The organism is Sinomicrobium pectinilyticum (assembly GCF_003725735.1).
In the GTDB taxonomy this organism is placed as follows: domain Bacteria; phylum Bacteroidota; class Bacteroidia; order Flavobacteriales; family Flavobacteriaceae; genus Sinomicrobium; species Sinomicrobium pectinilyticum.
The window spans coordinates 1-25018 of the sequence record NZ_RJTM01000114.1 but is presented as its reverse complement, the minus strand read 5'-3'; the positions used below and the strand labels follow the sequence as shown (position 1 = coordinate 25018).

Here is a 25018-nt window from a genome sequence, read left to right as displayed (position 1 = left end):
GTAAAATGTATTTTAAGTCGATGAAAAAGTTTTTATTTGTTTTTGTGATGTTTGTTTGCTTTATATGGGCGGGCACAGGTTTAGCACAGGACAGCCTGGTCACTTATGAAGTTCCCCAAAAGCTGTTCTATTCCATGCATAATGACGATTTTACCGTGCAGGTGAGGACTCCCGGGGGGCGGTGGAAAGATGCTTACGAGTATAATGTACAGGTAGACATGGACCGGGTGCAGGATGCCTCCATGGTCTATTTTGATTTTTCGGGGACAGTAGAGGTAAAGATCAGGAAAAACAACGGGTTGGTGAATACGGTGGACATCAGGCCACTATCTTATAAGATCGCACCGGAGGTGAAAGGCAATATCATTCAATTTACGCTTGACAAACCCAGGAACATTTCCATAGAAGTAAACGGGGACAGGCTTCACAACCTTCACCTTTTTGCCCGGGCCATCGAAAAAAGCCGCCCGGAGCCCGACGACCCCGATGTGGTTTATTTCGGTCCGGGTCTGCATGAAGCCCCTGATAAGCCGGGAGATGTCTTCCAGGTCAAAAGCGGGCAGACCGTATATATTCACGGCGGGGCGGTACTCAAGGGAAAACTGCTCTGCAATAACGTTAAAAATGTGCGCATCGTCGGAAGGGGTATCATCCTGGAACCCGAACGGGGCGTGGAGATCCGGTTTTCCGAAAATGTGGAGATTGATGGGATCCATGTAGTGAATCCAAAGCATTATACCGTTTACGGAGGGCAATCGAGGGGGCTGAAGATCAAAAACCTGGCCTCATTTAGCTGTAGGGGATGGAGTGATGGCATCGACCTGATGAGCTGCTCGGATGTAGAGATCGACGGCGTTTTTATGCGCAATTCGGACGATTGCATTGCCATTTATGCACACCGCTGGGATTTCTACGGGGATGCACGAAACTATAAGATCACCAATTCAACTCTCTGGGCGGATATAGCCCATCCTACCAATATCGGGGCCCATGGGAATACAGAAAACGAAGGGGATACGATTGAAAATATCACCTTTTCAAACATCGATATCCTGGAACACGATGAAGATGATCCATGCTGCCTGGGCGCTATGGCTATCGTAGCGGCAGATAACAACCTGGTGCGGAATGTGACGTATGAAGATATCCGGGTAGAAGATATACAGGAGGGGCGTTTGTTTGATTTGCGGGTGCTGAATAACCCGAAATACAATACCAGGCCGGGAAGGTCTATCGAAAACATTTATTTCAAGAACATTACATACAAGGGGTCGGGTGTTCACCCTTCCCAGATCGAAGGATATAACAAAGACCGGGCTGTCAACGGGGTAACCTTTGAGAATGTGAGGATCAACGGTAAAAAAGTAACTTCTCCGGAGGAAAGCGATATCATCATCGGGGATTTTGTAAAGCATGTAAAATTTAAAAAATAAAGTAGAATGTCGAAAATTACAAATACACCGAAAATTCTGGCTCTCATCGGAACATGCGTGCTTCTCATGTTAACAGGCTGCCGGAAAAAGACGCGGGCCACAGTATCGGAAGAAACAAGAATTTCAGAGAAAACAACGGCATTAATACGCAACCCCATTTCCGAAATATCCTGTGCGGACCCTTCCATTGTAAAACACAATGGCAAATATTATATCTATGCCACGGTCGATCCCTGGGGAGGGGACGAGCTTGTTGTGCTGGAATCATCCGATTTTGAAAGCTGGGAGCGGAAGCATATCCGGTGGCCCAACCCGGAAGACTGTAGCAGCCCTACATCACGTAACGATAAGGTTTGGGCCCCTGGTGTGATTAAAGGTAAGGATGGCAGATTTTATATGTACGTAACAGTGCACAATGAAGTCTGGGCCGGGGTTGCGGACCACCCCTTGGGCCCGTGGAAAAATGCAAAACCGGATGGTACTCCCCTGATCAGGGGCAACATGTTCCCCGAGTATCACATGATCGATGCAGAACCGTTCATTGATGAAGATGGCCGGGCTTTTTTGTACTGGGGGTCGGGGTTGGACTGGAAGAACGGGCACTGTTTTGTGGTAAAGCTCGGGGAGGACATGGTTTCGTATAAGGAGGATGAAATAAAGGATATAACCCCGCCCAACTATTTTGAAGCACCGTTTATGCTCAGGAAAAACGGGAAGTATTACCTGATGTATTCCAACGGAAAATGTACGAACGGCACTTATGAAGTAAGGTATTCCATAAGTGATACCCCCTACGGCCCCTGGAAAGAAGGCCCGGAAAGCCCCATACTTACTACTACCGGAGATTCCACCACACTGGGGCCCGGTCACCATACCGTTTTTTCGGAGAACGGGCAGGACTATATACTGTATCACCGGATCAGAGACAACAGCAATGGGTCCCTGTTTCGTGAGCTGGCCATTGATAGCCTGAACTTTGATACGGACGGAAATATCAGCAAAGTGGTCCCCCGGGGGATATCGGGTTTTATGCACTGAATGAGACCCGGGTGGAAATGGGATGATTTATTATTCCCGCCTGATGTCATACGTCCGTTTCCCGTTTCAGCCCGGTTTGAATATTTTGAATATATGGAAAAGGATATGGAGAAAAGGAATACAATCCTGTTTTTACAGGAAGTTGTAGTGTTATTTTCCAATCCAGGCCATGGCATCCGGTCCTTTAAAACCGGTCAATTTCCGGGAGATTTCCAAGGTGGCCAGGTCTATTTCCGCAATAAAATTTTCGCTGGTGACCCCTACGCAAATATGTTTGCCGTCAGGATGTATAAAAATGGGTTCCGTGCTTTCTCCCAAAGCTATGGTTTTTACGGTTTTGTGTGTTTCCGGGTTTATGAAGATCACATGACCTCTGCGCGAATCGGCAGCGATGAGATATTTCCCGTCCGAAGAAAACTTTACCCGTGCAATGCCTTCCGCTTCGGCTACGTCAAATGCATCCACCACTTTTTTCCCGGCAATATCCACCACGGCAATTTCTCCGTTATGGCGTAAACCTACCCAGACCTGTTTGCCGTCGGGGCTCAGGTCCAGCCCTTCGGGATTTTGTCCTACCGGTAAAATGGTATGTGTCCACGAACCGGCTTTTAAAGGGTCGTCCCCGCGGCGTTCATAAATGGAGATACTGTTGGACCCGCGGTTAGTTGCTATAATATATTTGCCATCCTGCGTAACTACCAGCATATGGGTCTGGTCCTGCCCGGTGCCGTTTATCCACACCAGTTTATCTGCTTCGGGGTCATAAGCCCCGATAACACGAGATCCCTCTGCCGTGAAGTAGAATAGACCGTCGTGATAGGTAAGGCCATGGGGGTTCCAGAGGGCGCCCAGATCGATCCGATGGATCTCTTTCCGTTGGTCGATATTTATAAGTGAAAGGGTGTTGCCGGGTTCCCGGTAGCTTCCCGTATTGGTCACCAGGGCATATTTCTTATCGGTAGAAATACAGACTTCGTGCGGTTCATTCCCCACCGGAACGGTTTTTATTACTTTTCCGGATTCGTAGTCCATGAAGGCAAGGCTCCCCGGCAGATTGGCATTACTCTTTATTTTGTTGACCACTAAAACGTCCGGGGTCTGGGCCTGTAAAACTCCCTGAACAAGGAGTATGGTCAGGAATAAAAATGCTGATCTGATCATGTTTATGTTTTTTTTACACTTATTTTTTCTGCGCTGTTGCCATACACATATTTGTTTTGAATATGTTGTACTTATGATCCAGAAATATTGCAAAAGCGGGCAATAAATGAAGCTTTATTTTCTGCGTTCAGTACTCTAACAAATATAGTTTTTTTATTTATCAGGGCGTACTGCGGTTTTGCATTTTGCGTAAAAAGGTAAACCGGTCTCCCTTCCCTTGGGATTTTGTGGTGTGCGTTCGGTATTTGCTATTTTTCCGCGGTATTAAATAACATTTAAACTTTAAAATGGGTGATAATTTATCAATATTGAACCATAGTTGATATTCCTTATAAGCTGCCCTGGCTATCATTGTATTCTAAAATCAAGACTTCATCCGACACCTTGTTTTCCGGGGATCATCTGCCGTGCCTTTTTTAGGAGGGTTAAAGGTAAGATGACAGCGGGATAAGAGATGAGGTAAAACCAAAACTATATTTTTATGAAAAAAGATGATTTCGCCAGAGTAAGAACACGGATGCGGGGGCTCATCGGTGTTTTATGGCTATGTAGCATGTGTAACTGGCTGTATGCGTATTCCGGGGACATTCGCGGAGATGACGGGATGCTATTCCTGAAAGTCACCGGGAAAGTCACCTCGGCTACAGACGGGCAGCCCCTGCCGGGGGCGACGGTAATGGTGAAGGGGACATCGACAGGGGTGGTGGCTGACTTTGACGGCAATTACGAAATAGAGGTGGACGACCCGGCCAATGCCGTATTGAAGGTCTCCTTCGTAGGGTTTAAGCCTGTAGAAATTCCCGTTGCCAACCGGAGTATCATTAATGTGGCATTGGAGGAAGACCTTGCCCAGTTGGATGAAGTTGTAGTGGTTGGCTATGGTACGCAAAAGAAAGCGACACTTACGGGAGCTATTGAACAGGTAGATGCGAAAGTCTTTGAAGACAGGGCGGTTACCAACCCGGCACTTTCGCTCCAGGGACAAACACCTGGCCTGGTAGTGACCCGTACCACGTCCAGGCCGGGTAATGAAGACCTCAAGTTGCAAATACGGGGGATCACCTCGGTAAACGGGGGGTCGCCACTCATTGTCATTGACGGGGTGCCGGCCGTAAATGACCAGGCTTTTTACAACATGAACCCGGATGATATAGAGTCCATAAGCGTACTGAAAGACGGGGCGGCTTCCATTTACGGGTCCCGCGCCGCCGATGGTGTGATCCTGGTGGAAACCAAAAGGGGCGCTGCCGGTAAAATCAAAGTGAATTTAACGAGTAATTTTCGTGTAAATACCATAGGGATACGGCCTGCTGTTTCCGGTATAAGAAAATATGCGGGCATGTTTATGGAAGCGACCGATGAAGATCTGGCTTACGCCGGTACCGCCTGGTATTGGGGATGGGTGAACAGGGAAACCCTTGTGCGGATGCAGACCGAAGGGCCCGGGGTATACACTACGGAATACTGGGGAGATATTTATCTCGGCGATGCTTCCCGCTTTGATGATATGTATGGTACCTCCTATTCGCACCAGACCAACCTTAGTGTTTCGGGAGGTTCGGAAACATCAAAATACAGGATCTCTGCCGGGTATGCCGAAAACATAGGTAACCTTAAGCCTGCTTATGACGGAAAAAAGCAATATAACCTGAGGTTTAATCACGATTATCAGATTTCAGACCGGATAAGTCTTGAAACGGGCGTATCTTATTTCAGATCCCATATTTCTGCTCCTTCTGGCGGCCTTGGTATTACTTCACTGGCCTATGATCCCCCGTTATTTCCTGTTAAAAACCCGTACGGGCAGTGGTATGCAAATTTTGGTATTGCCGGGAACAGACATTCCGTGGCCAATGTTATGGAAGGCGGCCGGGATGAGTCTTATGCCGACCAGCTAAAATTGTATATGGCGGCTACAGTAGATATTACCGATGATCTGAATTTCAGGGCTACGGCCAGTATTGACAAGGAATTCTGGGACCAGGAAGTATATAAGATCAATGTTCCTATGTATACCTGGTTTGGCGAACGGGCACCGGAATCCGTCAATCCCGTATCTTCGTTTGAGAAGAAAAAGAATAATATCAGTTACCAGAACTACGGGGCTTTTCTGAATTACAATAAATCGCTTTGGACAGATCACAACATAGCCGTAATGATCGGTACCACGGCAGAACTGAGAAAGACCGATGACCTAAAGGGATACAGACAGGGGTTCGAGGATAATGGGATCTATGATCTGAACGTAGGGTCGCTGGAGCAGAATGTAACCAATGCAGGAGGGTCTTCCAACTGGGGCTTCCTTTCCTATGTGGGACGTTTTAATTACGGTTATAAAGACAAATACCTGCTGGAACTTACCGGCAGAAGGGACGGATCTTCAAAATTTCATCCCGATTACCGCTGGTCGAACTTCGGCGGGGCCTCTGTGGGCTGGGTAGTGACGGAAGAACCCTTTATGCAGCATATTCCCGTGGTGGACTTTCTTAAACTCAAGGCCAGTTATGGCGAAATGGGAGGACAGGTAGGCATAGGCAACCATGATTATGTCTCGGCCATAGGCCTGGGGACAGCCATTTTCGGTATACAAGCCGGGAATCAGACAGCCGCGTGGGTTAACGGGCTGACTACCCTTACCCGTACCTGGGAACGGATAGGGATGGCCAATTACGGGATTGAGTTCAGGCTTTTGGACCACAGGCTGTCAGGTTCATTCGATTATTTTACCAAGAAAAACGACGGCATGTTGATCGCCGTGAATTATCCTGAGATGCTGGGAGGAGAAGCCCCCAAAACAAATAGCGGGGTATTGAAGGTGAAAGGATGGGAGGCCGTACTTTCCTGGAGGTCCGGGATAGGGGATTTCAAATACAACATATCCGTGAATATGAGTGATACCAGGAATGAACTGGTCAGCATGGAAGGCGTCAGCAGCTATCACGCAGGCCTGAATACTACCATACAGGGATACCCGCTCAACTCTTATTTTCTTTATGAAACAGACGGGCTGTTTGCCAGTGAGGCAGAGATCGGGGCCTACTATGCGCAGGTAGGAAACGGAGGGGAGATCCCCGATGCCGAAAATCAATCCATACGCATACGCCCGGGAGATACAAGGAAAGTGGACCTGGATGGCAATGGTCTTATTATGGGTTCCGGTACTACAGTAGATGGTAATGGAGATGTGAAATATATGGGGGATGCGGCACCTCACTACACTTATGGTATAAACCTGGGATTTCAGTTTAAAGGGTTTGATCTCAGTACATTCTTTCAGGGGGTGCTCAATCAAAATATAGTAAGGACCGACGGTATGGCCTATCCGTTTGTTACAGTGGGCAATAACCAGACCACGGCATACAGGGGCAAAACATGGACCGAAGAGAATCCGGATGCTGTGTATCCGCGGTTAACCGTACAGACCAGCAGGGCTACCTGGAACTGGAGAAACAATGATTTTATGATGCAGAACAACCGTTACATCAGGATGAAGACCCTGGTGGTCGGCTATACTTTCAATGACCTGAAGATCGGAAATTATACTATGGACAGCTTTCGGCTGTACTTCTCAGGGAATGACCTGTTTGAGTTTACAAGTGTAAAAGACGGCTGGGACCCTGAATTCGGCTCCAGCAGCAATAGCTCTTACCCGTTCAACAGAACATATTCACTGGGTTTAAACGTGACATTTTAAAATTGAAAGCGATGAAAAAATTTAATTATATACTGCTGCTGATATTACTCTCAACAGCCTGCGAAGATGAATTCCTGGACCTGGAAAGGCCGGATGCACTATCAGAGTCCTCTTATTTTAAGACCGCCGATCATTTCAGGACGGCTGCCAATGCCTTCTACAATAACCTGTGGGCCTGGAACTGGCACGACGGGGGCAATGCCCAGCAGCTTCTTTTGGACCGGGGGTCTGACCTGAACCTGTATTTTACCAATTACGGAAGAGGAAATATAACGCTTTCCAATACCGATGTGGTCTGGACAGATTCCTATAAGTACATCAGGGGGAATAATATCCTGTTGGAAAAGGCCGGGGAGTATTCCGGGGAACCCGAAGAAATTGCCGAATATGTAGCGGCAGCCAGGTTTTTCAGGGCCTACAATTATTTTTTCCTGCTTCAGAGATTCGGGGGTGTGCCGGTGGTAACCACGGTACTGGATATAAATTCTCCCGAACTCATGGGGAAAAGGAACTCCCGGTACGAGGTTTTTTACCAGGTTAAAAATGACCTGGAGGCAGCTATTGAAGGACTGCCAAGGGAGGCGGGTATCGGTACGTCGGACAAAGGCCATATAAGCAGGGAAGCCGCACAATCGCTTTTGGCCAGGGCGCTTCTGTTTGAAGCAACCTGGGAAAAATACGTGGGCACCACTACGGACGGAGACGGTATGGCAGAAGGTGCCGGAACGGCAAAACCGGAAGGGTATCCTTCCGTAGACGGAATGCTCGCTCAGGCCGTTACACTGTCAAAGGATATTATGGACAACGGCGGGTTTGAATTGTGGAATTACAATGAAGAACTCAACAATCTGACCATGTACTATCTTTTTAACCTGGAAGACAGCGGGTCCAATCCGGCCGGGTTGGATAAATCCACAAATAAGGAATTCATCTTTTACAGTAAATACGATTATGTTTTGCGCCAGGGAAGGACCAATATCAGCCATGCTTCCTATTACTCTTCCATGAGCCAGAACTATATGGACATGTTTCTCTGTACCGATGGACTGCCGATCGATAAATCGCCTTTATTCCAGGGATATCAAACCGTCAATGAGCAATGGGAAAACCGTGACTACAGGCTGTATGCCTACGGAGGTACCAACGAGCAGGAGGTGGTGCTCCCCGCAGACGAATCAATGCTTCAGGGGGGGTATAATACCCATTGGAACCGTAAATTCAGGTCGTACGATTACCCCAATTACCGGGAAGCCGCTACGGAGTCTTCCGATTTTCCGCACATCAGGCTGGCAGAGGTATACCTGATCTATGCCGAAGCCTTGTACGAACTTAACGGGACGATCACGGATGCCGAATTGAACGAGTCACTCAATCCGGTACGGGAAAGATCGGGCGTAGCCCCGCTTACCAATGCCATGGCAGCGGCATATAACCTGGATATTCTTGAGGAGATACGAAGGGAAAGAACAGTAGAGTTGTTTCAGGAAAACAGCAGGTACAATGATTTGAGGAGGTGGGGAATTGCGGAAGAAGTATTGAACGAACCTGTTTTCGGCCCCATTATCGAAGGGACGGATTATGAGAACAATCCGGACCTGTACGACCCTTCAGCCTATCAATACGGAGAGGCTGTAAAACCATATACGGGTGAGGGCCCGAAGCGGGCAATAGTTGCAGATTCCGAAGCCAACAGAAGCTGGTCCCGTTCAGATTATTTACTCCCCATCCCGGTAGAAGAGATCAACCTGAACGGAAGCCTCCTGCAGAACCCGGGCTACTAAATATCGATAAACCGGGGCACTCCCGGACCGTGACCAATTGGGAGTGCCCAAAAAGATTCGTAAAAATGAGAACAACAACTATAAAGTATGTGCCGGGTTTTATGGCAGTGGCCTGCGGGTTTATCATGGCCGTATCGTGCAAACCCGAATTTGAACCGGATATCGTGACCTATCCGGACATAACATTAAGCGATTTTCATCCGAAGTCAGGTCGTCCCACTACCCCTGTGACGATCTCCGGAACCAACTTTGGCGATGCTCCCGAAGCTGCGCATATTATATTTGATGGTGCCGAGGCCGATGAAATTATCAGTTATTCCGATACGGAAATTGTCGTGGCAGTTCCGGAAGAAGCCGGGAGCGGTCCGATCACTGTCCGGGTATGGACACATGAGAAAGTGACCCCAGATGATTTTGAATATATCCCGGGAGCCGAATTATTGAGCGTGTCCGCCGGGAGCGCCGATCCCGGAGAGATCCTGTCGCTGACGGGAACCAACTTCGGCAATGCCCCGGATATGATAAGGGTAACATTTGGCGATACTCCTGCGGAGGTAGTGTCAGTCACGGATTCGGAGATCCGGGTGGTAGTGCCGGACGCTACTTCGGGGACCATACGTATATATGTGGATACCCAGACCATAGAAGGCCCTTTCTTCCTGATAGGTGAAGTTCAGTTAGCAGGGACGGTTTTTGGCCATGAAAGTTCCTGGGGCGATAATCCCGATACCTATGTTTCCGCAGCTTTTGACGGGAATAAGGAAACTTTTGTCGATGCCCCCTCGGCCGAAGGTTATGCCGGTATTGACCAGGGAGAGGGCAAGCAGGCTTTCGTTAACCGGGTGCGCTATTTTCCGCGATCTTCCCATCCTTCGAGAATGGAAGGCGGTGAGATCAGGGCGTCCAATGACCCCGATTATCTCAATACCTATACCACCTTATATACCATTTCGGAAACTCCTTCCGCTACGGAATATACCGAGACAGCCCTGGATAGCGGGGGAGAAAGCTACCGGTATATCTATTATTACAGCGGTAACGGTTATGGCAATGTTGCCGAACTGGAATTCTATGGAGTGCCTGATAATTAAGAATGACTTTTAAAAGGGGTACCCCCGAATCCGGAGGGGGTGCCTTTTTATACATAAAACAGTATTAAGCATGATCAGCTAAAAACATCCGACCCCCGATCTCAAAGTAAACCTGTTATGAAAAAGTATGGCCTGACTTTATTGTTTTCCGTTGCCCCGGCAGGACATCTCTTTCCGCAGGAACCTGTACATCCGGGAGGTTTTTATTACAGGTTACCACCAATAATACAGATCAGCCCCGGAGTGAAAAAACTATAAAAAAATAACCACCAAAAACCTTTAAAACCATGAAAAAACAACTACTAATATTACTGCTGATATTCGCCTTGACAGGGAATGCCTTATCGCAGGAATTTATACACCCGGGAGGTTTGCATACCCGGGAAGACCTGGACCGTATGAAGACCAAGGTTACCGAAGGGGCCCATCCCTGGATTGACGGCTGGAATAAGCTGGTCCAGGACCCGTTGGCACAAAATACCTTCAGAGCGTCCCCAAGAGCGAATATGAACCTTCGACAGGTGATGTCACGGGATGCTCATGCCGCTTATTTAAATGCGATCCGTTGGTATATTTCCGGGGATGACAGCCATGCGGATTGTGCAATCAGGATTTTTAACGACTATGCAAATACACTCAACCAGGTCCCCTCCGGAGGCAACACTGATATTGTTGGTTTGGGTGGGATAGGTATTGCAGAACTGGCCATGGCCGGGGAAATCATGCGAATAAGTGACAGATGGACGGAAAGTGATTTTAACCGGTTTAAGGATATGATGGTCAATTATCTCTATCCCGTTGCTCATGATTTTCTGACCAACCACAACGGCCGCTGTATCGATTATTATTGGACCAACTGGGACGCCAATAATATAGGTGCTTTAGTAGCTATTGGCGTACTGTGCGACAACCGGGAGATCTTTGACGAAGGGATCGAATATTATAAAAACGGAGCAGGGACAGGAAGCATCAGGCATGCGGTACCTCATGTTCATCCCGGCGAACAGCCATATGGCCTGGGGCAATGGCAGGAGGCCGGCAGAGACCAGACCCACGGATTTTTAGGAGTGGGGCTGATGGCTACGGTCTGCCAGATTGCCTGGAACCAGGGGATGGATCTGTATGGATACGACAACAACCGCCTGTTGGCCGGTGCCGAGTATGTGGCACAGTATAACCTCTGGAAAGACGTCCCTTTTTCTTTTTATAACAATTGCCAGCCAGCCAATAACAAATGGCCCTCTATAAACGGAAGAGGCTGGTTTCATGACCGGCCCGTATATGAGCTAATATATAACCACTATATAGTCCGCCAGGGATTAGAAGCTCCCAATACGCAACTGATGGCAGAAATTATGAGGCCCGAAGGAGGAAGCAAGGATCATTTTGGCTATGGTACCTTGACGTTCACCCTGGAGCCGTCAAATGCTACGGTTCATCCCGTTCCTCCTGCTCCGGCAAGTATAACGGCTACTCCGGGGGTGTGGAGAGTAGACCTTGAGTGGGAGCCCCCGGCAGGTCATGCCGTAAGGGGGTATCATGTGCAGCGGTCCACATCTGCCACCGGTCCTTATGAAACAATTGCGGAATGGGACGGAAGGACCACCGCTAAGTACACCGATTGGGATGCTATCAACGGAACAACTTACTATTACAGGGTTGCCGGAATAAACCAGGCAGGTACGGGGGAATACTCTGCGGTATCCGATGCGGCTACCCCGCAAGAGACCGGTGAACTTCCGTTAGGTTGGGTGAGCGGAATAGTGGGTAATGGAACAACCGCCAGTGCAGCTTATGCAGATGTGAATGAAGGAACGTATAAACTTACCGGCAGCGGAACGGATCTGGGAGGGACTGCGGATAACTTTGGCTACCTCTATTCAAAGGTGAATGGTGATGTTACCATTACTACGCGGATATCGCAAGGCGATGGAGCCTTAAAAAAAGGATTGATGATCAGGGAATCGCTTGCCGAGGATGCAAGGACAGTAGCGATGACCCTGGGAGACGGTGGAGGACGCTTTGCCAGGATGGGGTTCCGGAATGAGGAAGGAGCGTCCATGTCATATCATTTCGGAAATACCTACACATGGTATCCCGCATGGTTCCGGATCAAACGGGTTGGCGATACGTTCACAGCTTACGAATCGTCCGACGGTATCGAATGGTTTACAGTAGGTACCGAGACCGTGTCAATGGATAGCCAGGTTTATGTGGGGTATGCCGTATGTACGGGAAGTCCAACAAATACTGCCACAATTACATTTGACAATGTATCCGTGGTAAGTGAAGAGACAACACTACCTGAAGCGCCTGCAAATTTAACAGCAACCGAAAGTAACACACAGGTGCCATTAAGTTGGGATCCGGTGCCTGATGCTTCCGGCTATAACCTAAAACGCGCTACCACCAGTGGGGGGCCGTATACCACCGTTGCCACGGGACTTACCGGAACCAGCTATACAGATACGGGTCTGGAAAACGGGACTACCTATTATTACGTTGTAACGGCTGCAAATTTTGCGGGAGAAAGCCAGAATTCCACGGAAGTAAGCATTACACCGGTACTGGCTTTACCTCCTGTTCCGGAAGGGGTTGTAGCTGCCTCTGTTTCTGCCACACAGATCAACTTGTCATGGGAAGCCAGCTTAAGTGCGGAATCTTACAACATAAAGCGATCCGAAACCGGGGGAGGTCCCTACACTACTATTGCCACTCCGGATACCACTTCATTTAGTGATACGACTGTAGATCATACGTCAACCTGGTATTATGTGATCTCAGCCATAAATGAACTGGGAGAATCGGAGGACTCTGAGGAAGTAAGCGCCACGCCGGGCAGGGTAGGTTACTGGAATTTTGATGAAACCGGCGGTTCTATTGCCGGGGATTCATGGAGCGTGAACGATGGTACCCTCCACAGCGGCGCAAGCCGGGCTCCGGGTATAGTTAATAACGGCGTACAACTGGATGGAAGCAGCAATGGATATGTGTCCTTGCCTTCGGGAATTATGAGCGGGGTAAACGGTGATTTTACCATAACTACCTGGGTCCGCCTGGACGAAGTGGCAACATGGGCCCGCATTTTTGACTTTGGTACCGAGAACGACAACTCCATGTTCCTGACCCCGGAAACATCGACTCCCGGCGAAGGTATCCGGTTTGCAATTAAGACCCGGAGCGGATATCCAACGGTATCCTACAACTATACCTGGCCACTGAATACCTGGACGCATATAGCAGTGACCCTGAGTGGCGATACGGCAACCATGTACCTCAACGGGGAGCCGGTAGCCTCCAGTACCGGTTTCACCAAACGGCCTTCAGACCTGGGCAATACGACCAATAACTATATGGGAAAAGGCCAGAATAATGACCCGTATCTGAAAGGCTCGATCGATGAGTTTAAGATCTATAACAGGGCGTTGAGCACTCCGGAAATAGCCGAAATGACACTTGCCCATCTGCCACCGGCAGCGCCGAAAGATCTGCAAACTGTTGCCGGGAACAACCAGGTGTTGTTAAGTTGGGCGGCTTCCCCGGGAGGAATCCGTTACAACGTTAAAAGGGCTGCCGACCCGGAAGGCCCGTTTGAGCGTATTGCAAATGTTGATGAAACCAGCTACATAGATACAACTGCGGTTAATTGCGAAGATTATTTCTATACGGTGGCTGCTATCAATGATATAGGCGAGGGCGGAGATTCGTCGCCGTCAGGGCCTTCGCTGGACAACAAACTTTCCGGTGTGCTGACAGGTACCTCCGGATCCGGGGGCAACAATCCTGCTACGACTATGGAAGCAGCAGTAGACGGCAATTTAGCTACGTATTTTGATGCTTCGGTAAATACCGCCTGGGTAGGATATGATTTGGGCGAGAACGGAAATCGTATAATTACGCGGGTACGTTACGCGCCACGTGCCGGCTTTTCGCACCGTATGAACGGGGCCCAAATCCAGGGCGCCAACACTCCCGATTTCAGTGATGCCGAAATATTATTTGTTATTCCGAAACCTGCCGAATGGGTAATGACAGAGCAAACCCTTTCCAATAACGGAGGTTACCGTTATATCCGGTATTTTTCGCCGAATGGTTACGGGAGTATTGCCGAACTCGAATTTTACGGACGGCCCGCCCGGTTACCGGAATTCAGCAGTGACAGTATTGCAGAAGGGACCTACGGTTCGGAATTTCATTATCCAACCGTAGCTTCCCATTTGCCGAAGGAATTCATGGCCGTCGGGTTACCGGAGGGTTTGAGTATAGATGCCTGCACAGGCATTATATCCGGCATACCTAATGCAGCAGGGACATTCCCTGTTGCTGTAACCGCAACCAATTATTATGGTTCTGCCACCGATACTGTGGAGGTGGTGATTAAGAAAGATCAAACCATTAGTTTTGGTTCTATATCGGCAAAACACATTGGTGACGCGGATTTTGAACTTACTGCCGTTGCGAGTTCCGGTTTGCCGGTCACTTACAGCAGTTCCGATACCACAGTAGCTACCATAGTTGATGGCAATAAGCTTCATATCAATGCGATGGGCGCGAGTGTTATCACGGCCTCACAGGCAGGTGACAGTATTTATTACCCGGCGGCGGCGGTTAGCCAAAGTTTTACGGCACTTCCTTTGAATATCAGCGTGCTGCACAAGAGCGGGGAAAAGAACGTGAGTAATAATGTTATTATGCCCTATTTACAGATAGTTAACGGGGATAGCCTTGGAATTGCATATGATCAACTAACCATGCGATACTGGCTTACTGCAGAAAACTATGCCGGCATCAATACCTGGATAGATTATGCTCAATCGGGCAGGGATAAGGTCAAGATGAATTACGTATCCCTGCCGGAACCGTACGAAGGCGCCTGTGGATATATCGAATACGGGTTTGACGCTGCTTTGGGCGATTTATTGCCGGGTGCCGGTTCAGGGCCAATACAATCAAGGTTATCCAATACGGATTGGTCAGATTTCGATGAGACCGATGATTATTCATTCCAACCCGGTACTTCCTATGTAGAAAATGAACAAATTACGCTATACAGGAACGGACAACTGGTATGGGGAACAGAGCCTCTGCCGGTAACGCGGGAATTGAATGTAAAGGTGTATGCGAAAAACATGAATTCCAATACAGGTACTAACGAGATACATACGGTCCTGAAGCTTAACAACGAAGGGAATGTGCCGATAGATTACAAAGACCTGGGTATCCGGTACTGGTTTACAAAAGACAGCGAAGCGGGATTGAAATACCGGATTGACCATGCAGAGTTGGACGGAGCAAATATATCGGGAGAATTTGTGACATTCGATCCTGCTGTTCCGGGAGCGGACACCTATTTTGAGATCTCCATAGATTCTGCCGCGGGAATCTTTTATCCGTTAAGTGATACGGGAGACATTGAATACCATATCTCAAAATCGGACTGGTCCGGGTTCGAGGAGTCGGAAGACTATTCTTATGTGCCAAAAGCTCCGTTCGCGGAGAACGATCACATAACGGTGTACTACCAGGGCGAATTGGTATACGGAACAGAACCTGTTGAACTAAGATCCGTGACACCCGGGGATCTACAGGCAGAAAAGAGTGACGATAATCCGTACGGGACCGGATCTATGAACCTGGATGTTTATCCCAACCCTGCGTCGGACAGGCTTACTATTTCACTTACAGCACCTCTGGAGAATGCAAGCCTGTATATACATAACAGTCTCGGCAGACTGATCAGGACAGAGAAAATGAGCGGGCAGGAGCACGTGCTTGATTTAGGCGCAGTTCCGCAAGGGGTTTACATTCTTACGCTGACGAGTTTAAGAACAAGCGTTGTCAGGAAGATTGTGAAGAAATAGGTTTGATCACAGTATGTTGGGATACAGGAAGAATGGTTATTTATTCCAGTATCCCAACATTCAAACCCTGCTGTACTGTATTTTTTTAGCTACCCGATCCTGATAGGTATCGGGATGAAACCAGTGTAAACAAGCCCTGAATTAAATTATTATGAAAAATCAAATCTTCAGCTATTTGACCGCAAAAGGAACAATGCCGTATCGAAAGATGCGGATTATGGCCGTCCTTCTGATGATCACCGGCCTGGCCCGGGCGCAATTCACACATCCCGGTATCCTGAGCACCATGGATGAACTGAATGTAGTAAGGAACAACCAGGCGGCCGAACCCTGGAAATCGGCATTAGATGCTTTGAAAGCCTCGGAGCCCGGCAGTCTTTCATATGCCATGCAGGGCCCCTATTCCGCAGTTTATCGCGGTTCCAATAATAATGAAGGCTGGGTGCAGCATGGAAGGGATGCTACAGCTTGCTATGTGCAGGCATTGTTGGGGTATATTACCGGGGACAGCGCTTACACTGACAAGGCCATCAGCATTATCAATGCCTGGTCAGGTACGTTAAATTCAATTGGCGGGAATGATGTGGAGCTTCTTGCGGGGATACAAGGTCCGCTTTGGGCGCAGGCCGGGGAGATCCTGGCCCACACCAATACCGGCTGGGCAAGTTCTGATATTACCCGGGCAAAGAATATGCTGACCAACATATTCCTTCCCCCAATGGAGGGTTTTGCTGCGGCCGACGGAGCAAATTTTAGCACTACCTGCATGTATGCTACTATGGCTATAGCCGTATTTACAGACAATCAAAGCAAATTTGACGATGCCTGGAATGCCTTTGTTTCTACCGCAGGTTGTCCGAACGATTTCTCGTTATACAAAAATATAGCGGAAAACGGGCAGAATGTCGAATCAGGACGCGACCAGGTGCATAGCTGGTCATCGTATGAAATGTTATCGGGGTTAGCCGAAATTGCTTATCACCAGGGATATGCACCGTATACGCTTGGCTCCAATCGCTTAAAAACGGGAGTGGAATACTGGTGTAAATACAATCTCGGCGGTTCGGTACCTTATGATGAATCCGTCTATCGGTGCAGGGCGGGTTGGGGCCCCTGGCCGGAAATTTCCGGCACTAACCGCGGGGTCCCGACCGGGCAGGGCTCTGTCTGCAATATGGTTAGGCGTGCCTATGAACGTCTGGGGCAGAGTACGCCTTACACATCGCAAATGGCAGACGCCATGGGCAATACCATTGTAGGGGCTACTCCGCGTAATGGCTGGGGCGCCCCTTTTATTGCCGATGCGCTTTTGTCCAATACGCCTGCCACCAGTGTTTCTTTAACCGCTACGGCAGGCGACGGAACAGTCTCTTTAAACTGGACGCGGAATGGCATTACCCTGGGCAGGCAGGATGTTTTCAGGGATACCGATTCTGATATGAACGGACGCACCATGATAGCAGGCGATATTGGCGGCGGCACATCTTATATGGATAACACGGCACAAAATGGTGTTACCTATTGGTATTGGATAAAAGCAACCGATGCCTCAGGCACCATTATCAACTCCAATTCCGCAAGTGCAGCTCCATCGTCCGGCGGCCCCGCCTATTACCAATTGCAGAATCGTGGAACAGGATTGGTCCTTGATGGCTATGGCCGTACAGCAAACGGTGATGACTGTGCGCAATATGCCAGTTCTACCAATCATGTCAATTCCCATTGGGAAATGATTCCCATGGGCAGTTACCATCAATTCAGGAACAGGGGCACAGGATTACTTCTCGACGGCATGGGGCGGACAACCAATGGATCGGCTTGTGGACAATGGGCCAATACAACCAGCACCAATGCTCAATGGCGTGTGGAACAATTTGATGGTGCTTATTACAGGATCCGAAACGTGAGCACGGGCCTTTACCTCGATGGCATGGGACAAACGTCCAATGGAGCAGACTGCGGCCAATGGGCCAGCACAAGTAGTGCGAATGCGCAGTGGGAATTGGTTCTGGTTTCATCTTCGGCAGGGATAGGTTCTTCAAGCGCAGACACAGCGGTTGAAACTACGGGAATCAGTATTTATCCGAACCCTGCAACAGATAAGGTCACTATTTCGCTGGCAACGCCTTCGAAAAATGCAAACCTGTTAATACACAACAGCCTGGGCAGGTTGATCAGGATAGAAAAAGTGGGTGGACAAGAGCATGAGCTCGATTTAAGTACGCTTCCGAGAGGGGTTTACATCTTTACGCTGACAAGCGGAGCGGGGAAATTTATAAGAAAAATAGTGAAGGAGTAACAAAGGGAGGCTCTGTCAAAAAATAAAGGATAAACACGGCCTTACTACGGGAAAAGTAGTCAGGAATCAGGCAAAAGGACCATGATTTATCTATTGTGGACAATAATTACAAGCTGTTTTTACCGGAGAAACTTAAAATTGCAGCGTAAAAACTCTTTTTGTCATAAACAATTTGAGTGATGAAGAACCAGGGGGCAGGATAAAGGGAGAAACGTTTTGTTCCGAAGGTTCTTTTGAATACACCAGATGAATAGTAGTTAGTAGTTAGTTGTGAAGAAGAGGTATAGAAGGCATGCCCGGGAAGGCCGTAGCTCTTTCGGGTTCTATACCTTTTCTTTTGTGAGAGAATCGAGAGGTAAGTGATTTAAATAATACAGGATAAACCCTGTTTTTATTCAATAAAATTTAAACATATGAAAAAATTAGGAGTGTACTTTCTGTTGATATTTGTTGTGGGAATGACGGGATGTGGAAAAAAACGGGATAGTGATAAATTCAATCTCAATGAAAATCTCGACTATTGTGTAGCACAGGCTTCGCAGACATTAAAACTCATACCTGGAGATTCGGTACTGCCACGGAATATAACAGCGAAAACAGGCGGGCACTGGAAATTTGTTCCCTTCAATGACTGGACCAGTGGTTTCTGGCCGGGTACATTGTGGTACCTGTACGAGTATACCGGTGAAGAAAAATGGAAACGGGAAGCCGACCGGTTCAGCCGGTACCTGACCCCGCTTTCGGTGCGTTCTGCTACAGATCACGATCTTGGATTTCAGGTGTTCTGCAGTTTTGGAAACGGTTACCGCCTGACAAAAGACACCGGTTACCGGAAAACCATTCTAAGAACGGCCGATACACTTGCTGCACTCTATAACCCGAAGGTAGGCACCCTCCTTTCCTGGCCGGGAATGACAGACAAGATGGGGTGGCCGCACAATACCATTATCGATAATATGATGAACCTCGAACTGCTGTTCTGGGCCGGTAAGAACGGCGGGAATGACTCACTGTACGATATAGCCTTGAAACATGCCGAAACCACCATGCAAAACCATTTCAGAAAAGACCATTCGGTTTATCATGTTGTGGTTTATGATACCGTAACCGGAAAGAAGGTCAGGGGGGTGACACACCAGGGATATTCTGATGATTCCTTATGGGCCAGGGGACAGGCCTGGGCCATCTACGGATATACCATGACGTACCGGGAGACCGGGAATGATAAATTCCTCGACTTTGCCCAGAAAGTTGCCGACGTATACCTGGACAGGCTGCCGGAAGACATGATCCCGTTCTGGGACTTTGATGCACCACATATTCCCCATGAACCGAAGGATGCCTCCGCTGCCGCGATTACGGCTTCCGCTTTGCTGGAACTCTCCGGGTATATCAAAGATCCCGTAAAGGCGAGCTTCTACCGGGAATCGGCAGAGAAAATGCTCGGGGAACTAAGCGCTCCGGAATACAGGAGCAATGACAGGAATACGGCCTTTTTACTGCATTCCACGGGACATTATCCGAATGGCAGTGAAGTAGATGCTTCTATCATTTACGCGGATTATTACTACCTGGAGGCCCTGTTGCGGTTAAAGAAACTGGAGGAAGGGAAAGCCGTGGCGGATTTCGTACCGGTATTGCAGAAGTAGCTGAAAAGGGAAAACCCGGGATTCCGATCGTGTCTAAGTTTTTACCTGTTCTTCTGCCCGGGAAACCGGAGCCTCTTTGGCGCTCTCCATAAATGCATTCGGGCTTTGCCCGAAAAATTCACGGAAGGTTTTGCTGAAATATGCCGAAGAGTTAAAGCCGGACATATAAGCAACTTCCTTAACCGAAAAACACCTTTTCAGCAACTGTTCCGAAGCATATTTCAAGCGTATAGTGCGTATAAAACCACTGGGATTCTGCCCGGTAAGCGTATTGATTTTGCGATAAAAGTGCGAACGGCTCATCGCCGTTTCCTTTAACAGCGTTCCCATTTCGAACCCGGGATTTTCGATATTTTCCATGACAATTTTAGTCACCTTATCCAGGAACATCTCATCGAGGGAGTTTGTCACCAGTTCTCCGGGTGACCCGACCCCGACAACGGAAACGAATTTTTCCCTCAGTTTTTTCCTGTTCTCCAGAAGGTTACGGATACGGGCTTTCAGGACATCCATATGAAAGGGTTTGGGAAGGTATGCGTCCGCACCGGTATTATATCCTGCTACTCTATCTTCTTCAAGACTGCGTGCAGTGAGTAAAATAACGGGAGTATGGCAAATTTCTATATCAGATTTTATTGTTCTGCACAATTCAAAACCGCTCATTTCGGGCATCATGACGTCACTGATAATAAGATCGGGGAAATGTTTTTTGGTCTTTTTAAGACCCTCCGCTCCATTTGCCGCCTCTTTTATTTTAAAACCGGTCTTTAATTCATTTTTGAGAAGGCTCCGCAATTCCCTGTTATCTTCAACAATAAGTACGACCTGTTTCTTTCCTCCGGGAGCACTGTCCGCCGTTTTTTTCTCCCGGCTTTTTTCAAGGCTTTCCGAAACCGCGATCTCATACTCCGCCGATTTTACGGTATCGGAATCGAAAATGTAGTTTTTGAGCGGAATATCCCCGTTCTTTAAGGCATTCGGTCTGCTGTCCACGGGTAATTTTACGGTAAAAACGGTTCCTTTCCCGTATTCACTGCTCACCAGTATTTCCCCACCGTGAATTTCCACAAGGCTCCTTGTGAAATTGAGGCCTATTCCCGTTCCTGTCCCGGTTTGATTGGCGTGAAAAAACCGGGTAAAGACTTCCTTCAGATGATTTTTCCTGAACCCTATCCCCGTATCCTTTACCTTTATGGAAACTCCATCGCTCTTCTTTTTCTTAGCTCCCTTAAAGAACCTGGAGAACATTACGCTCCGGTTGTAACTCCAGGATATTCCCGATACTTCGAGGGTAACACTTCCCCCGCTGTCCGTAAACTTCAGGGCATTGGACAAAAGATTGGTTATTATTTTCTCCACTTTGTCCGGGTCAAACCACCCTATGAGCTCTTCTTCCCCGGATTCGAAGCGAAAATCAATGGCTTTCATTTCGGCCAGGTCAGCAAAAAGCGAAAAAATATCCCGGCAAAATTGAACCATGTCTCCCCGGACCGTTTCCAGGGGTGACTTTCCCTGCTCCATTTTCCGGAAGTCGAGCAGCTGATTAGTGAGGTTGAGCAGCCTCCTGGCACTCCGGCGGATGGTTTGGGCAGAGGCCTTTACTTCTTCGGGATTATCATATGACGACAGTATTTTGTCGAGGGGATTGAGTATAAGGGTCAACGGTGTCCTGAACTCATGGGAAACATTGATAAAGAACCGGAGTTTCATCTGGTCGAGTTCGTGTTCCTTTTCCTCCCGGACCATTCGTGTATAGTATCGCATTCCCAGCCCGAAAAGAAAGATCGCCATAATACCGTAGAGCACAAAAGCCCACCAGGTTTTCCAGGGAGGGGGCAGGACACTTAATTTCAAACGCGATACCGGGGCGTTGTCCCAGGAATCGTTTACGGTAGCCTTTACCTTAAACGTATAATCGCCTGCTGCAAGATTAGAGTAGTTGGCCGTAGTATTGGCACCGGGATATATCCAGCTTTTGTCAAGGCCTTCCATCGTATAGGCATAACGTACTCTTTCGGGGTTTTGATAGTGCAATGCGACAAACCCCAGGGAAATATGGTCTTCGTTATACCGCAACCGGATTGTTTTTGTTTTGGAAACCGGTTTTTCGAATAATACGCGGCCGTTTATGGTATCCTTGCTCTTCACGGACCGGTTAAACAGCCGGAATCCGGTGAGCAGGGGGCGGACAGTATCTGCCCCGGTATTCATGTCTTCCGGGTGAAAAATATTAAACCCGTTAATGCCCCCGGCCAGTATCCGCCCGTCGCGGGTCCTGGCAATGGACTTGCTTTGAAACTCCATGCCCTGCAACCCGTCGTGCGTATTGAAATTCTTGAATTCCCCGGTTTCGGGGTTGAGGCGGGAAAGCCCGCTTTTGGTTGTGATCCACAGGTTGCCGGTATCGTCTTCCTGTATTCCCACTACGAGATTATTGGGCAATCCGTCATGGGTGGAATACGATTTTAGCCATTGCAGTTTTTTATTGAGTTTGTGCAGGCCAAGGTCTGTTCCCAGCCAGATATTGCCATGGCGATCTTCAGCAATGTGATTGACCCGGTTTCCCTTTATAACCTCTTCTTCGATTTCCCGGAACTTCAGGTCGTACGGGATATTTTCTGTTAAATAGTCTTCGGGATACAGCACGGAAAGCCCGGAAGACGTACCTACCAACAGCCGTTTTCCGGAATCCAGATGAAGGTGAAAGACAAAATCGCTGGCAATGCTGTAATCCTTGCCCGGATCATGCCGGTAGGTATAAAATTTTCCGGAAACAGGATCAAACAGGTTAAGCCCTGCAGTCTGTGTGCCCGCCCACAGTCGTTTCCGGCTATCTTCAACGGCACACCAGACCGTATTCTGCCCTATGGAATACGGATCGGAAAGAAGGTGTTTGTAATGTACGGCTTTCCCGGTACGGGGATCAAATTTGTTGAGGCCACCGTCCCATGTGCATACCCATAAGGCGCCTTCGTGTCCTTCGGCCAGGTATACGACCTTATTGGAACTCAGGGAAGAAGGTTCTCCTTTCTGGTGTCTGTAATGCCGGAATTTCCCCGTAGATTCATCAAATGCACTAAGCCCCCCTCCATCCGTACCTATCCATATCTTTCCGTTGCGGGTCTGTATAACGGATTGCGCAATCTTGGCACCCAGGCTGTTGGGGTTCCCCGGCTGAAAGAAGTAATGCCCGAAGGCCGATTTCGATAAGACCAGTTTGCTGACGCCCTTGTTATAAGAGGCAATCCACAACGTACCGTCTTTGTCCTCAAGTATTTTCGACGGCTGGTCATTGGGTAGCGAAAAAGGGTCCGAAGGATTATGGGTAATGTGGTACACGGTATCCTTTTCCTTGTCGAGAAGGTATAGTCCGTAACCATCCGTAGCTATCCAGATCATCCCTTTGTTGTCCCGGAACATATCGAATATGGGAATGTTACCTTCGCTGGTGTATTGCTTTTGTTCAAACACCCCTTTCTCCCGGTCCCACATGACCAGCCCGGAGAGGTTATTCCCTATCCAGAAATCCCCGTCCCGGTCTTCCAGGATGCTTTTCGGCATGTGGTCCAGCCCGTAACTGCGGGGAATATCCATGGCAACACGTTCAAAGCCGTCGGTTTTCCCTTCCCTTTTCCCTTCGCCTTCAGATGCCGGAACATACCGGTTGAGGTGCGCTCCCGAAGTGCCTATCCAGATATTACCGTTCCGGTCCTTGAGGATACTTGTAATATTATTGTCATCTATAGACCGGGGAAGCCCCGCTATGTGCATGTAAAGGGTAAATGGCGGAGTTTTGAGAGAGGATTCGCCTATTTTGTCCAACAGGAGTCTTAACAGCCCGTTTTTCGTTCCTATCCACAAGGTATTGGCGGTATCGTCATAAAAAAGCGTATTGATCACGTCAACGGCCCCCGCCCGAACGGATTCACCGGAACTGAAATTGATACGGGTGAATTTTTCGGTGTGCTTATCCAATACATTCAATCCGTTACTCGTACCTATCCACAGCCTGCCCCTGCTGTCTTCCGTAATGGAAGTTATCCGGTTGCCGCTTATGGAATTCCGGTCATTCAACTCCGGGCGATATACCGTAAAAGTATATCCGTCATACTTGTTGAGGCCATCAATGGTGCCAAACCAGAGAAAACCGTCCTTGTCCTGGAATATTTCGGTACAGGTACTGCTCGAAAGCCCCTCGGTGGTAGAGAGGTTCTCAAATTTCAAATTGCTGTATTGTGCCTTTGCATTAATGCAAAAGAATAGTATATATAAGAACAGCCTGGCTCTCATAAAGTGTCATAAAAAGGATTGGTATTGGTTATATCGGAACTAAAAGTATATTAAAATTAAGGATAAAACAAAAAATAAGTGTAAAAATAACATTATTGTTAATGTTTTTTGAGGAACAAGGAGGAAAAATCTGTCCTGTAAGTTATATGTTCGCGGTATTTTTATTGCGAAACTCACATAGGGGTTCCGGGTCTTCCAAAAACCGGTTTGAGGGTTATACTCCGGGGCCGCCTTTATGATGAAGTTAAAGGTTAAAGCCCTGCCCCCGATCCGGGTTATTGCGGTGACTTTAGGTTTCATACATTTCCGCCACAGATGCGCGGATATTTTCCTGGTTTTTTACAATTGTTTATGTATCGGTAGCCCAACAGGTTTGCAGTCCCGGAGTAATGTGGTCAGAGGAGAGCAGGGGGGAACTTTACATTTCGCGGAGCACATCGGAAAGTTCCCGTCAGTCAAAACCACGTGCGCCCACCCCGCGGCACTAAAAAAACATCTGCGTATCCGTGGCTTTGGTTTGGGAGTTTAGGAGTCGTGGAGTTTTTTGGTCGGGGCCTTGACCTCGGGGTGGTTAATGGGGGTCTTCAGTCATTGAAGAACCTACGCTAACGTTCGGGAAAAACGGCCATTAAAGCAATCCCTTTGACACCGGAAGTAGTTGGTTGAGCGGCTAACCCATTTACTTTAGCCGCTAAACAGGTTGCTTTGACGGCTAAACTGA

At 48.3% G+C, this 25018-nt stretch carries 10 protein-coding genes; 8 read left to right on the top strand and 2 right to left on the bottom strand.

Annotated elements, in window-relative coordinates:
• Window positions 1–20 precede the first annotated feature (20 nt).
• The gene (locus tag ED312_RS17095) at window positions 21–1433 is read left to right on the top strand and encodes a glycosyl hydrolase family 28 protein (RefSeq protein ID WP_123217246.1); all 1413 of its coding nucleotides are present in this window, start codon (window positions 21–23) and stop codon (window positions 1431–1433) included.
• A 6-nt stretch (window positions 1434–1439) separates the two neighbouring features.
• Window positions 1440–2471, top strand: a complete 1032-nt coding sequence (locus ED312_RS17090; protein WP_206363276.1) for a family 43 glycosylhydrolase — start codon at window positions 1440–1442, stop codon at window positions 2469–2471.
• Window positions 2472–2621: 150 nt separating this feature from the next.
• Here the strand turns inward: ED312_RS17090 and ED312_RS17085 are convergent, their stop codons facing one another.
• Entirely contained in the window at window positions 2622–3632 is a 1011-nt protein-coding gene (locus ED312_RS17085) for a YncE family protein (RefSeq protein ID WP_123217245.1), read from the bottom strand.
• 481 nt (window positions 3633–4113) lie between these two features.
• Between ED312_RS17085 and ED312_RS17080 the strand changes: the two genes are divergently transcribed.
• From ED312_RS17080 to ED312_RS17055, 6 genes are all read left to right on the top strand, one after another.
• The gene (locus tag ED312_RS17080) at window positions 4114–7326 is read left to right on the top strand and encodes a SusC/RagA family TonB-linked outer membrane protein (RefSeq protein ID WP_123217244.1); all 3213 of its coding nucleotides are present in this window, start codon (window positions 4114–4116) and stop codon (window positions 7324–7326) included.
• An 11-nt stretch (window positions 7327–7337) separates the two neighbouring features.
• Window positions 7338–9107, top strand: a complete 1770-nt coding sequence (locus tag ED312_RS17075) for a RagB/SusD family nutrient uptake outer membrane protein (protein WP_123217243.1) — start codon at window positions 7338–7340, stop codon at window positions 9105–9107.
• Between the two features lie 65 nt (window positions 9108–9172).
• Window positions 9173–10198 (top strand): IPT/TIG domain-containing protein, encoded by a 1026-nt coding sequence (locus ED312_RS17070; RefSeq protein WP_123217242.1) that lies wholly within the window; start codon window positions 9173–9175, stop codon window positions 10196–10198.
• 287 nt (window positions 10199–10485) lie between these two features.
• Window positions 10486–16059 (top strand): cellulose binding domain-containing protein, encoded by a 5574-nt coding sequence (locus ED312_RS17065; RefSeq protein ID WP_123217241.1) that lies wholly within the window; start codon window positions 10486–10488, stop codon window positions 16057–16059.
• A 151-nt stretch (window positions 16060–16210) separates the two neighbouring features.
• Window positions 16211–18358: an RICIN domain-containing protein gene (locus ED312_RS17060; RefSeq protein WP_123217240.1), complete on the top strand. Its 2148-nt coding sequence runs from the start codon at window positions 16211–16213 to the stop codon at window positions 18356–18358.
• A 413-nt stretch (window positions 18359–18771) separates the two neighbouring features.
• Window positions 18772–20007 carry a glycoside hydrolase family 88 protein gene (locus tag ED312_RS17055; protein WP_123217239.1) on the top strand — a complete coding sequence of 412 codons (1236 nt, stop codon included), beginning with the start codon at window positions 18772–18774 and terminating at the stop codon, window positions 20005–20007.
• A gap of 33 nt (window positions 20008–20040) precedes the next feature.
• Here ED312_RS17055 and ED312_RS17050 read toward each other — a convergent pair whose 3' ends face one another.
• On the bottom strand, window positions 20041–24231 hold the full coding sequence (locus ED312_RS17050) for a hybrid sensor histidine kinase/response regulator transcription factor (RefSeq protein ID WP_240643127.1): 4191 nt from the start codon (window positions 24229–24231) through the stop codon (window positions 20041–20043).
• Between the last annotated feature and the right edge of the window lie 787 nt (window positions 24232–25018).

Bases quoted from the DNA above. Each gene is read 5' to 3' on its own strand.
- ED312_RS17095 (WP_123217246.1), top strand. From the start codon at position 21: ATGAAAAAGTTTTTATTTGTTTTTGTGATGTTTGTTTGCTTTATATGG.
- ED312_RS17090 (WP_206363276.1), top strand. From the start codon at position 1,440: ATGTCGAAAATTACAAATACACCGAAAATTCTGGCTCTCATCGGAACA.
- ED312_RS17085 (WP_123217245.1), bottom strand. From the start codon at position 3,632: ATGATCAGATCAGCATTTTTATTCCTGACCATACTCCTTGTTCAGGGA.
- ED312_RS17080 (WP_123217244.1), top strand. From the start codon at position 4,114: ATGAAAAAAGATGATTTCGCCAGAGTAAGAACACGGATGCGGGGGCTC.
- ED312_RS17075 (WP_123217243.1), top strand. From the start codon at position 7,338: ATGAAAAAATTTAATTATATACTGCTGCTGATATTACTCTCAACAGCC.
- ED312_RS17070 (WP_123217242.1), top strand. From the start codon at position 9,173: ATGAGAACAACAACTATAAAGTATGTGCCGGGTTTTATGGCAGTGGCC.
- ED312_RS17065 (WP_123217241.1), top strand. From the start codon at position 10,486: ATGAAAAAACAACTACTAATATTACTGCTGATATTCGCCTTGACAGGG.
- ED312_RS17060 (WP_123217240.1), top strand. From the start codon at position 16,211: ATGAAAAATCAAATCTTCAGCTATTTGACCGCAAAAGGAACAATGCCG.
- ED312_RS17055 (WP_123217239.1), top strand. From the start codon at position 18,772: ATGAAAAAATTAGGAGTGTACTTTCTGTTGATATTTGTTGTGGGAATG.